The organism is Bacteroides cellulolyticus (assembly GCF_025567135.1).
Taxonomy (GTDB): domain Bacteria; phylum Bacteroidota; class Bacteroidia; order Bacteroidales; family Bacteroidaceae; genus Phocaeicola; species Phocaeicola cellulolyticus.
Genome location: NZ_JAOQJJ010000002.1, coordinates 84,455 through 96,577, shown reverse-complemented (window position 1 = coordinate 96,577; position 12,123 = coordinate 84,455). Strand labels below are relative to the sequence as shown.

Below are 12,123 nucleotides of genomic sequence, written 5' to 3'. Positions count from 1 at the left end.
CTAAAAAGGAAACATGAACAATAATTCAAACAAGCAAAAAATAAATATGCCCAGACCAAATTTAAGTTGGTTATATATAATAATAGCTATGACCATAGCTTTCTTATATATCACCAGCGATGAAGGAAGTATGAGTAAGGAAATTACTTATACAGAATTCAAGGAAATGGTCAAGAAGGGATATGCAGACAAGATTATTGCATACGACAATAATTCTGTAGAGATGTACATCAAACCTGAAAATATAGTAGATGTATTCAAAAAAGACGCTCCTAAAGTTGGTAAAAGTCCATCTGTAAAGATACAGGTAGGTTCAATGGAATCATTGGACAAATTCCTCGATGAAGAACAGAAAAACGGGAACTTTACAGGTTCAATAAGATACGAAAAAGAGAATGACTACTTTGGTGTTATCTTTTGGAATCTTTTGCCTATAATTTTCTTTATCGGATTGTGGATATTCATAATGCGTAGAATGGGTGGTGCAGGCAATGCCGGTGGTGCAGGCAATGTATTCAATGTAGGCAAAAGCAAGGCACAACTGTTCGAGAAAGGAGCCAACAGAGTAACATTCAAGGATGTTGCAGGTCAGACAGCTGCAAAACAGGAAGTACAGGAAATTGTAGAATTCCTGAAACAGCCTCAGAAATACACAGAGCTAGGTGGTAAGATTCCAAAGGGAGCACTTCTTGTAGGCCCTCCGGGAACAGGTAAAACACTTTTGGCAAAAGCCGTAGCAGGCGAAGCTGACGTACCATTCTTCTCTATGTCCGGTTCCGATTTCGTGGAAATGTTTGTCGGTGTCGGTGCATCAAGAGTACGTGATTTGTTCCGTCAGGCCAAGGAAAAAGCTCCATGTATAATATTCATTGACGAAATAGACGCCGTAGGTCGTGCCAGAGGAAAAAATCCTAACATGGGAGGTAACGATGAAAGAGAAAATACTCTTAACCAGCTTCTTACCGAAATGGACGGTTTCGGAACAAACAGTGGCGTAATCATTCTTGCCGCAACAAACCGCGCCGATATATTGGACAAGGCTTTGTTGAGAGCCGGACGTTTCGACAGACAGATACATGTTGATTTACCTGACTTGAACGAAAGAAAAGAGGTATTCGGTGTACACATCCGCCCTCTTAAACTTGATGATACTGTAGATATAGATTTGCTGGCAAGACAGACACCGGGATTTAGTGGAGCCGACATTGCCAACGTATGTAATGAAGCCGCACTTATCGCAGCAAGACATAACAAAACTTCGGTAAGTAAAGATGATTTCATGGCTGCAATTGACAGAATAGTCGGAGGATTGGAAAAGAAGACAAAAGTCATGACAGCTGCCGAGAAAAGATCTATAGCCTTGCACGAAGCAGGACACGCCACTATATCATGGTTCCTTGAATATGCCAATCCATTGATTAAAGTAACCATAGTACCGAGAGGAAGAGCTTTAGGTGCAGCATGGTACCTGCCTGAAGAAAGACAGATTACTACAAAGGAACAGATGTTGGACGAGATGTGTGCTACTTTGGGTGGACGCGCAGCTGAAGAATTGTTTATCAAACAAATCTCTACAGGTGCAATGAACGATTTGGAAAGAGTGACCAAACAGGCATATGGCATGATTGCATACGCCGGTATGAGTGACAAGCTTCCAAACCTGTGCTATTACAACAATGATGAATACAGTTTCAATAAGCCATACAGCGAACATACAGCTGAACTCATAGACAGTGAAGTGAAGCAGATGATTGCAGAGCAATATGACCGTGCCAAAAGAATTCTTACGGAGCATAAAGAAGGTCATAACCGTCTAGCCGAATTGCTTATAGAAAAAGAAGTGATTTTTGCTGAAGACGTTGAAGCTATATTCGGCAAACGCCCGTGGGCTTCACGTTCAGAAGAGATAATGGCCGAAAGTGAAAACAATGAAACCAAGAGTATTGAAAGCAAGAATGAAGAGACAAAAGAATTGCCTTCAAGCACTGAAAGTGATACTCAAAACGGTGAATAACTATTTATAAGTATAAATTCAATAGAAAAGTATTTAAGGAAATAATAATATTCCCAAAGCCATGAAAGGTAATTTTATAACAAGAGCATTAACAGGCGCTATCTTTGTAGCCGTATTAGTGGGATGCATATTAGGCGGTCCTATCACTTTTTCTGTGTTATTTGCTTTAATATGTGCTTTTACTGTAAATGAATTTGGGAATATTATAAAGCAGAGCGGATTTGCAGAAATAAACAAACCTATATCCATACTGGCATCTGTTTTTCTATTCTTCGGATTTGCGTACCTTGGCACATCGCCGGGAAGCAATGAAATTCTTATCCCATACATGTTCCTGATTATGTATATATTAATCAGCGAATTGTACTATAAGAAAGAAAATCCGGTGAACAATATGGCATATGCACTGATGTCGCAAATGTATATCGCCCTGCCATTTGCCTTACTGAATGTATTGGCTTTCCAGTCTCAAAACGAAACGGCAAGTTCTGTTTACAATCCTATATTCCCTCTCTCAATATTCATCTTCACATGGGTAAACGATACGGGTGCATATTGCGCAGGAGTACTGTTCGGAAAACACAGGCTTTTCGAACGCATATCGCCTAAGAAATCATGGGAAGGTTCATTCGGAGGATGTGTATTCAGCATTATAGCGGCTATTGTAATTTCCAGATACTTCCCTCTACTCTCGCTATCTCAATGGATCGGACTGGCATTGACAGTTGTAGTATTCGGAACATGGGGTGATCTGGTTGAGTCTCTGATAAAACGCAAAATTGGCATCAAGGATTCCGGGAATATACTCCCCGGACACGGAGGTCTGTTAGACAGATTTGACAGTACACTGATGGCAGTTCCTGCCGCTGTCTTATATCTATATATCATATCCCTTTTATAATATGATACTCATAATCAACAATCATTAATTGACTTCACGGAGTTGATTGATGATTTTTTTATAACATATTAATCTTTTCAATATGAATATACTTGGTAAATTATTATCCGGTTCACTGATATTAATCTATGCCGCTTCCGTAACAGCATGTGGCAGCAGCAAGAAAAGCGACACCTCTGTCAGCAAGGAAGAAACAACCGGCAATGTACAGGCTCCTGTATTTAATGCAGACAGCGCCTACAGCTACGTAAAAGCCCAGGTAGATTTCGGTCCACGTGTTCCCAACACAAAATCACATAAGGAATGCGGAGACTATCTGGCTTCAAAACTTGAAAGTTTCGGAGCAAAGGTATATAACCAGTATGCAGACCTGGTTGCTTATGACGGCACACTGCTCAAGGCACGCAATATCATAGGTGAATATAATCCTGAAGCCAAGAAAAGAGTAATCCTGTTTGCACACTGGGATTGCCGCCCGTATGCCGACTACGATGAAGAGAAATACCATCATACTGCCATAGACGGAGCAAACGACGGTGCCAGCGGTGTAGGTGTTTTGCTTGAAATAGCCAGACAGATTCAAAAGCAGTCTCCCGCAATAGGTATTGACATTGCATTTTTCGATGCCGAAGATTATGGTATTCCGGAGTTCTATCAGGGAAACTATAAGGCAGACACATGGTGTCTGGGCTCGCAATACTGGGGAAGGATTCCTCATGTATCCAACTACAAGGCACGCTACGGAATACTTCTTGACATGGTAGGAGGTAAAAATGCAACTTTCTATTATGAGGGATATTCACAGCGTACAGCCAACAATGTAATGAAGAAAATTTGGAATACGGCACACGAACTTGGCTACGGCAACACATTCATAAAAGAAAAAGGCGGAGAAATAACAGACGACCATATCTATGTGAACCGTTTCAGACAAATCCCGTGTGTAGATATCATTCATTACGATACCAACAGCGATACAGGATTTAACCCTACATGGCATACCATAGATGATACGATGGAGAATATAGACCGTGCCACACTACAAGCTGTAGGACAGACAGTTCTCCAGGTGATTTATAATGAGAAATAACATAAAAGCAAAATAACGATGAAAACAATAAACGAACTTCAGGACGAAGTAATAGAAGAATTCAGCGATTTCGATGATTGGATGGACAAATACCAGCTTTTGATAGATCTTGGGAACGAACAGAAACCGCTTAATCCGGAATACAAGACAGACCAGAACCTTATTGACGGTTGCCAAAGCCGTGTATGGCTTCAGGCTGATATGGAAGACGGAAAGATAATATTCCAGGCAGAAAGTGACGCCCTGATTGTAAAAGGTATCATTGCCCTACTCATAAAAGTAGTGTCAGGACATACTCCTGACGAAATACTTGAATCCGATTTGTACTTCATTGAGAAGATCGGACTGAAAGAACATCTTTCCCCTACACGAAGCAACGGACTTCTTGCAATGGTGAAACAGATGCGTATGTACGCACTGGCTTTCAAGGCCAAGAACGCTTGAGAACAACCACAACACAAAATAACAGCCGCCGCATTATCCGGGATTTCCGGTAATACGGCGGCTGTATTTTTTCAATTATCTCTTAAAGATTAAGATAACTCTTAGCATTACAATAGCAGATATCTTCTATCATACCTTTTATTCTTCCCATTTCCGATTCCGGAAGTATTCCGTTCACCACGTCATTACCAATCATATTACACAAGATTCTGCGGAAATATTCATGACGAGGATATGAAAGAAACGAACGGGAGTCAGTAAGCATACCTATAAAACGGCTCAACAAGCCCTGTTCAGACAAGGCATTCATCTGGCGGAGCATTCCTCCCATCTGGTCGTTGAACCACCAGCCTGAACCGAACTGCATCTTGCCCGGTACACTTCCGTCCTGATAGTTGGCTATCATTGCAGCCACCATATCATTTTCCGACGGATTGATATTATAGAGTATTGTCTTTGCCAGCTTACCTTCTGAGTTCAGACGGTCGAAAATCTTAACCATGGCCTCAGCACATCTGAAATCGCCGATAGTATCAAAGCCTGTATCAGGACCAAGCTTGGCCATCATTCTTGAATTTGTGTTACGCAACGGTCCGTAATGATACTGCTGAGTCCATCCTGCCTCTGCATTCATTTCTGAAAGGATAATCAACAGAGCTGTCTGATATTTTGTTTTTTCGTCCTTAGTCAGTTCATTACCGCCATATACCTTGTCGAATATTGCCGATATTTCAGTCATAGTATAATCAGCTGCAGGTATATCCGCAAGACCGTGGTCGGCAAGCTTACATCCGTGGTCGGCAAAATACTGATGACGCACTTTCAAAGCCTCAACCAAATCATCAAACTTGGAGATTGTCACGCCACTGGCCTGTGAAAGTTTTTCAAGATAAGCCCTGTATTCGGCTGCTGTAGTGACATTCATTGCCTTGTCAGGTCGCCAAGTAGGAAGAACCTTCACCTCGAAACCTGAATCTGCAATAGCCTTATGATACTCCAGCGTATCAATCGGATCGTCAGTTGTACAAACAGACTCTACGTTATATCTCTTCATCAGTCCGCGGGCCGAGTATTCAGGAGTGGCAAGCAGTTCATTACACTTGTCGTATATCCTTTTTGCAGATGCAGGATTCAGGGTTTCACCTATACCGAAAGCAGTCTTCAATTCAAGATGAGTCCAGTGATAAAGCGGATTGCGCAATGTATATGGAACTGTTTCTGCCCATTTCTCAAATTTCTCCCAATCGGAAGTTTCCTTACCTGTGATATACTTTTCATCTACCCCATTGGCACGCATCGCACGCCATTTGTAATGGTCGCCGCCAAGCCATATCTCGGTGATGGAACTGAATTTATAATCATCTGCAATCATCTTCGGATTAAGATGACAGTGATAATCTATGATAGGCATCTTTTCCGCATGTTCATGATACAGCATCTTTGCCACATCACTCTGCAGAAGAAAATCTTCGTTTATAAAATCTTTCATATTAATCAATTATCAAATTTCAATTATCTTATATTTCGGAACAAGAATCTTTATCATTATCCAGCTGAACAGATAAGCTACTGAAGCTATAAGGAACACTATCATATAGCCGGCATGAATACCTTCGAATCCCATGAAAGCCATATTCGTTTCCTTTGAGTAAGTAAACAGGATACCTGAGCCCTGATTGAACAGCAAGCTGCCGATACCACCAGCCATACCACCGATACCTGTAACTGTTGCCACAGCTGATTTAGGGAACATATCGCTCACTACCGTATAAGTATTGGCACTCCAGCTCTGATGTGCTGCACCTATTATACCGATTATGATGATAGGGAACCAGCAGGATATATTTCCGAGCGGCTGTGCAAAAAGTCCGAGCAATGGAAACAAAGAGAAGATAAGCATAGCACGCATACGTCCTGCGAACGGATTCATACCAAGGCGTGTGATAAACACGGTAGGCAGATAACCGCCAATGATGGAAAGCATTGATATCAGATAAAGAGTAAAGATAAGCAGCATACCCATAGTAGAGTCTGAACTGTATCCGTAAACGTCTTTCACATAAGCAGGTGCCCAGAAAAGGAAGAACCACCACACACCGTCAGGAAGACAACGTCCGAATATAACAGCCCAAGTCTGACGGAAAGTGAAACATTTCCACAAGCTGATACCCTTCTCCTTTTTCTCTTCTGTTGCAGGTTTTGCAGTCTCAGAAGCTTCTGTCAGACGATCCTGCTCAATATATTCCAGCTCAGCCTTGTTTACCTTCTTCTGCTTTGACGGAGTTTCATACATTCTCACCCAAAATCCCATCCAGAAGAAACCTAAAGCACCGATTATAAGGAATGACATTTCCCAACCCATATAACGTGCTATGACAGGAATGGTGAAAGGTGCGAGCAAGGCACCAAGCTGTGCTCCGGCATTGAACACACTGGTTGCGAAAGCACGGTCTTTCTTAGGGAAATATTCGGCAGTCACCTTTATGGCGCAAGGGAAGTTACCAGACTCTCCTACTGCCAGTATGGAACGCGCAGCAAGGAAAAGCCATATACTTACGGTCGATACACTCCATATCACTGTACCTGCAGTTTCGGCAGCCTCGATAGCCTCACGCGCACCTTCGAAAGTGAAAGCCCATGTTCCTGTAGATATTCCGGCAGTAACTATTCCGCAGAAAGTGTGAAGACAGGCACCTACAGACCATATACCTATAGCCCACAAATAACCTTTCTTTGTTCCAATCTTATCTACAAATTTTCCTACGAAAAGCATACTGATAGAATACAGTATAGAGAAGAAACCGGCAATAGTTCCGTAATTCGCATCAGTCCAGTTAAATTCTGGAGCAATAAAGTCCTTCCATGTAAGAGAAAGAACCTGTCGGTCCATATAGTTTATCGTTGTGGCGATAAACAGCATAAGGCATATCGTCCAGCGATAATTTGTCATTTTCATCCTATTATCTTGTGAATTCATGGTATTATTCAATTAAGAATTAAAAATTAAGAATTAATAATGGGTGGATACGGCATTATTAATTCTTAATTTTTAATTATTCATTATCTTTTATACTATTCCGTTTTTCAGTTCATCATCCACCACAGCCATCATACCTTCCACCTGTCCCAGGGCAAGCATACGTCCGTGGAATGAATATCCTGCGTTGTAACCCTTGTCTTCGTCGCCAAGCATCATACGTCCGTGGTCAACACGCATCGGCAATCCCGGGTTTTCCTTTTCGAATATTCTGATAAGGTCAATCAGATGTCCGCGGCCTGACAGATGAGTACTTTCGATAAAGTTACCACCAGGCATAGCCGCTGTACTGCGCAAATGTACGAAGTGTGTACGTTTAGCAAACTTCTTTGCAAGTTCGCGTGTATCGTTATGCTCGCCTGCACTCAAAGAACCGGCACAGAAAGTCAGTCCGTTGTGAGGATTGTCAACAGCATTGAGGAACCATGCTATATCCTCTTCGTTAGTAACGATACGAGGCAATCCGAGAATCTGGAAAGGAGGATCGTCCGGATGAACACACATGTTGACACCGTATTCCTCGCACACTGGCATTATAGCAGCAAGGAAGTAACGCATGTTTTCACGCAATGCATCTCTGTCTATACCTTTATATAAAGAAAGCAGACGCTTGAATATAGCTACAGGGTTCTTGTCGCCTTCGCGGATATTTCCGTTTACGAATCCCTGAGTCTTAACGATGATAGCGTCGATAAGCTCATCTTTTTCTGCTTCTGTGATAACCTTGTCAAGTTCTTCCACCTTGCGGAGTTCTTCTTCAGAATAGTCTTTCTCCGCTCCTTCGCGCTGAAGAATCTTTACGTCGAAATATGCGAAACGTACCCTGTCGTAATACAATGAGCTTGTACCGTCCGCCCAAGGATGCTGCAAGTCTGTTCTCACCCAGTCGATTACCGGCATGAAATTATAGCATACTGTCTTTACACCGCATTTACCTAGATTGGCAAGGCTGACTTTATAGTTTTCAATCAGCTGGTCGCGTTCAGGACCTGCATATTTGATAGCTTCACATACAGGAAGACTTTCCACTACCGACCATCTCAATCCGTATGACTCGATATAAGATTTCAAGTCGTTGATAGCCTCAACTGTCCAAATCTCGCCGTTTGGAACATCATGCAAAGCTGTTACTATTCCTTCCACTCCTATCTGACGCAGCATGGAAAGAGTAATCTTATCCTTCTTTCCAAACCATCTCCAAGTTTTCTCCATCATAATGTTTTCTTTTTTTTAGTTACAAGTTGACAAGTTAACGAGTTGACAAGGTTCTTAGTCCGGATAAAGCCAAAGGTCGGCGAAGCCAGAACCTTGTTAACTTGTAACTGAAGCCTTGTCAACCAAATATAATTACACTCCACTGAATGCACTGAAACCACCGTCAATAGCCAATGTAGCACCAGTGATAAAGCTAGCTGCATCGCTGCAAAGGAACTGAACGGCACCATTCAATTCTGAAATATCTCCAAATCTTCTCATAGGAGTCTTGGCAATAACCTTCTTGCTGCGTTCTGTCAGTGAGCCGTCAGGATTAATCAGGATAGCACGGTTCTGGTTGCCGATAAAGAATCCAGGAGCAATAGCGTTTACGCGGATCTTTTCGCTGAACTTGATAGCCATTTCCTGAGCCATCCAGCGAGTAAAGTTTTCAACAGCGCTCTTAGCCATAGAATATCCAGGCACACGTGTGATTGACTCATAAGCAGCCATAGAAGAAACATTCACGATAACACCGCTCTGCTGTTTTGCCATAATCTCACCGAAAACAAGGCATGGATAAACAGTACCGTTAAGGTTCAGATCGACCACTTTGTTAAGGTCTTCCACCTTCATGTCGAATATATTCTGGTCAACAGTCAGCGTACCACCAGGAATGTTACCACCGGCAGCATTGATAAGGAAGTCCACACGACCCCATTTTGAAAGTACAGTATCTTTTACAGAACGAAGGCTCTCGATGTCAAGCACATTACATACAGTACCTGCTACATCCTGGCTCACAGCTTTCAGACGTTCCAATGCCGCATCTACCCTATCCTGATGAGCACCAATGATTATGACTTTAGCTCCGGCCTTCAGAAGACCTTCAGCTATATTACTACCCAAAACGCCGGAACCGCCTGTCACAACAGCTACCTTACCGGCAATATCAAACATGTTGTTCATATATATAAGTTTTAAATTGTTCTTAGATGCAAAAATACTACAGAAAGAAATAAGTATATATACCTATTTTTGCAAGATATTTACTTATATTTGCATTAAGTACAATTCGACATGAAGCCATGAAAAGAATAGTAAACGAACAACTGCACATATCCGATTCAAACCCAATCAAAGCAAGGGCATACGACTACAAGTCATTCACATACCCATGGCATTTCCATGGCGAATATGAAATACTTTATGTAGAAAAAGGTTACGGACAATGCATTATCGGCGATAGCATAATAGACTATTCTGACGAGACTCTGTTGCTGTTCGGTTCGGCACTTCCACACTGCATGCAGAATCCTCCGGAATATGGACAGGATGACAGTCTAAGAGTAAACGGTACGATTATACAGTTCGAAAAGGACTTCATGCAATATTCCTTCACGCATTACGTGCAATTCATAAACATCAACACACTTCTGAACGAATCGAACAGAGGAGTCAAGATTTCAGTAAAGAACAAACCGGAGATAACCTCATTATTGAAACAGATACCAGAATCGGAGGGAATGGAACAACTCATTCTTTTCCTTCGCCTTCTGCAATCGCTGTCCATGATAAAGAAAAGGGAATTTGCGGCATCTCCAAACTATAACCCGGTACCTGCCGAGTTCAAGAACAAGAAAATTGAAAAGGTTGTGGCCTACATTAACAAGAAATACACCGACAATATCACACTCGACGAGATAGCGTCATATACGGCGATGAATCCGTCGGCTTTCTGCAGATATTTCAAAGACCACACCGGAAAGACACTGAAACAATACATCACCGACATGCGGATAGGTTATGCCTGCAAACTGTTGGCCGACGACCGTCTGAACATATCGGAAATAAGCATGGAATGCGGATTCGAATCGGCTGTACATTTCAACCGGTGTTTCAAAGGAGTAACGGGAGTTACTCCAACTGAGTACAGAAAGAAAATTCTGGAATTATAATATACCCTATCAGGAAGTCAAAACATTATTATCTCCACACGGGCGTGTGGAGAACTCGACACGAGCGTGTGGAGAACTCGACACGGGCGTGTGGAGTTTATGATATAAAGAATTAAAAAATCATTTCATAAGTTTTTCGGCCAAAGCAGCCAGCTTCATGCTGTTAGAGCCTTTAATCAGTATCATATAACCTTTAGGCATGGCGGAAGAAAGCACCTGATACACATCATCGGCATTACTGTAGTGCTCAAAAGCATTTGCAGTTTTTCCGAATTCCGGACCAACGAGTATCACCCTGTCGAAACAGTAACGGGAAAGCATGTCAACCACCTTTTGGTGTTCCTCAAGACTTGCTTCGCCAAGCTCTTTCATATCGCCGAGAATCACCATCTTATGTCCGGCATCAATCATACGGAAATTATCCAATGCGGCTGCCATGGATGTAGGATTTGCATTGTAGGCATCTATCACATAACTGTTTCCTCCTGCCTCTACCAGCTGCGAACGGTTGTTGCGCGGCTCGTATGATGAAAGTGCATGACAGATGGCATCGTCGGCAACTCCGAAATATCGTCCTATAGCGACTGCCGCCAGAGCATTGTCAACATTATACGAACCTATCAGATGAGTCTGCACTTCGTGGACCTTATCTTCCGACTTCCAGCTGAAAGACAGGAACGGAGAACATGACAGAACTTTCCCCGACACATAAAGCCCTTCTTCGGCACCGTAACGGATACATTCCAGTCCGCCTGCTATGGAGTTAAGATAAGGATTTTCGTTCTGTATGAAGATTTTTCCGCCATTGTCGCGGAGATAGTCGTACAACTCGCCTTTAGTACGGATTACTCCATCGAATGAACCGAATCCTTCAAGATGTGCCTTGCCTACATTGGTTATTATACCATAGTCCGGACATGCTATGTTTACCAGAGTCTTTATCTCGCCAGGATGGTTCGCTCCCATCTCCACTACTGCCATTTCGTGCTCGGGAGTAAGTTTAAGCAGTGTCAATGGTACTCCGATGTGATTGTTCAGATTACCCTGGGTGTAAAGTACATTGTATTTCTCTTTCAGAACGGCGGCTATCAGCTCCTTGGTCGTGGTCTTGCCGTTGGTACCCGTGATACCTATCATCCTTGTGCCCAACGCGCGGCGATGCCATGCCGCCAAATCCTGCAATGCCTTGAGACAATCGTCAACCAGAAGAATACGTCCTTCGGCATCATTGGCGTATTCAGCCTCATCAACCACGGCATAGCGGCAACCGCCAGCTATGGCTTGCGAAGCGAAAGTATTTCCGTTGAAACTGGCTCCTTTCAGTGCTATGAACATAGATCCTTCGGGGCAATCGCGAGTGTCGGTAGTGACCTTTCCGCACTCAAGAAAATATTTATACAATTGTGAAGTTTCCATTTTAAATTACAATTTGATACGTGACGCAAAGATAAACGAAAAATCAATGGCAAATCAATAAAAAATAAA

The 12,123-nt window shown here is 42.5% G+C and carries 10 protein-coding genes; 5 read left to right on the top strand and 5 right to left on the bottom strand.

The features are described 5' to 3' along the window. Positions 1-13 precede the first annotated feature (13 nt). The 4 genes from ftsH (at position 14) to OCV82_RS03490 (ending at position 4,449) form a co-directional block, all read left to right on the top strand. Positions 14-2,014 carry an ATP-dependent zinc metalloprotease FtsH gene (gene ftsH, locus OCV82_RS03505; RefSeq protein ID WP_449500943.1) on the top strand — a complete coding sequence of 667 codons (2,001 nt, stop codon included), beginning with the start codon at positions 14-16 and terminating at the stop codon, positions 2,012-2,014. A gap of 61 nt (positions 2,015-2,075) precedes the next feature. Then, positions 2,076-2,915 carry a phosphatidate cytidylyltransferase gene (locus OCV82_RS03500; protein WP_154043147.1) on the top strand — a complete coding sequence of 280 codons (840 nt, stop codon included), beginning with the start codon at positions 2,076-2,078 and terminating at the stop codon, positions 2,913-2,915. 82 nt (positions 2,916-2,997) lie between these two features. Further along, on the top strand, positions 2,998-4,005 hold the full coding sequence (locus OCV82_RS03495) for a M20 family metallopeptidase (protein ID WP_154043146.1): 1,008 nt from the start codon (positions 2,998-3,000) through the stop codon (positions 4,003-4,005). 18 nt (positions 4,006-4,023) lie between these two features. After that, the gene (locus tag OCV82_RS03490; protein ID WP_154043145.1) at positions 4,024-4,449 is read left to right on the top strand and encodes a SufE family protein; all 426 of its coding nucleotides are present in this window, start codon (positions 4,024-4,026) and stop codon (positions 4,447-4,449) included. 82 nt (positions 4,450-4,531) lie between these two features. Here OCV82_RS03490 and uxaC read toward each other — a convergent pair whose 3' ends face one another. The 4 genes from uxaC to OCV82_RS03470 form a co-directional block, all read right to left on the bottom strand. After that, complete coding sequence (gene uxaC, locus OCV82_RS03485; RefSeq protein ID WP_154043144.1) at positions 4,532-5,938, bottom strand: glucuronate isomerase; 1,407 nt, start codon at positions 5,936-5,938, stop codon at positions 4,532-4,534. 12 nt (positions 5,939-5,950) lie between these two features. After that, positions 5,951-7,426: an MFS transporter gene (locus tag OCV82_RS03480; protein ID WP_239469050.1), complete on the bottom strand. Its 1,476-nt coding sequence runs from the start codon at positions 7,424-7,426 to the stop codon at positions 5,951-5,953. A 90-nt stretch (positions 7,427-7,516) separates the two neighbouring features. Next, positions 7,517-8,701 (bottom strand): mannonate dehydratase, encoded by a 1,185-nt coding sequence (uxuA, locus tag OCV82_RS03475; RefSeq protein ID WP_204390480.1) that lies wholly within the window; start codon positions 8,699-8,701, stop codon positions 7,517-7,519. A 132-nt stretch (positions 8,702-8,833) separates the two neighbouring features. Beyond that, a complete protein-coding gene (locus tag OCV82_RS03470) occupies positions 8,834-9,649 on the bottom strand; it encodes an SDR family oxidoreductase (RefSeq protein WP_154043143.1) in 816 nt (271 codons plus the stop codon). A gap of 119 nt (positions 9,650-9,768) precedes the next feature. Between OCV82_RS03470 and OCV82_RS03465 the strand changes: the two genes are divergently transcribed. Next, complete coding sequence (locus tag OCV82_RS03465) at positions 9,769-10,638, top strand: AraC family transcriptional regulator (protein WP_154043142.1); 870 nt, start codon at positions 9,769-9,771, stop codon at positions 10,636-10,638. Positions 10,639-10,758: 120 nt separating this feature from the next. Here the strand turns inward: OCV82_RS03465 and OCV82_RS03460 are convergent, their stop codons facing one another. Next, positions 10,759-12,054, bottom strand: coding sequence for a UDP-N-acetylmuramoyl-tripeptide--D-alanyl-D-alanine ligase (locus OCV82_RS03460; protein WP_154043141.1), 1,296 nt, complete (start codon positions 12,052-12,054; stop codon positions 10,759-10,761). Positions 12,055-12,123: the final 69 nt, after the last annotated feature.

Coding starts and splice junctions, on each gene's coding strand:
- ftsH (WP_449500943.1), top strand. CDS start 14: ATGAACAATAATTCAAACAAGCAAAAAATAAATATGCCCAGACCAAAT.
- OCV82_RS03500 (WP_154043147.1), top strand. CDS start 2,076: ATGAAAGGTAATTTTATAACAAGAGCATTAACAGGCGCTATCTTTGTA.
- OCV82_RS03495 (WP_154043146.1), top strand. CDS start 2,998: ATGAATATACTTGGTAAATTATTATCCGGTTCACTGATATTAATCTAT.
- OCV82_RS03490 (WP_154043145.1), top strand. CDS start 4,024: ATGAAAACAATAAACGAACTTCAGGACGAAGTAATAGAAGAATTCAGC.
- uxaC (WP_154043144.1), bottom strand. CDS start 5,938: ATGAAAGATTTTATAAACGAAGATTTTCTTCTGCAGAGTGATGTGGCA.
- OCV82_RS03480 (WP_239469050.1), bottom strand. CDS start 7,426: ATGAATTCACAAGATAATAGGATGAAAATGACAAATTATCGCTGGACG.
- uxuA (WP_204390480.1), bottom strand. CDS start 8,701: ATGATGGAGAAAACTTGGAGATGGTTTGGAAAGAAGGATAAGATTACT.
- OCV82_RS03470 (WP_154043143.1), bottom strand. CDS start 9,649: ATGAACAACATGTTTGATATTGCCGGTAAGGTAGCTGTTGTGACAGGC.
- OCV82_RS03465 (WP_154043142.1), top strand. CDS start 9,769: ATGAAAAGAATAGTAAACGAACAACTGCACATATCCGATTCAAACCCA.
- OCV82_RS03460 (WP_154043141.1), bottom strand. CDS start 12,054: ATGGAAACTTCACAATTGTATAAATATTTTCTTGAGTGCGGAAAGGTC.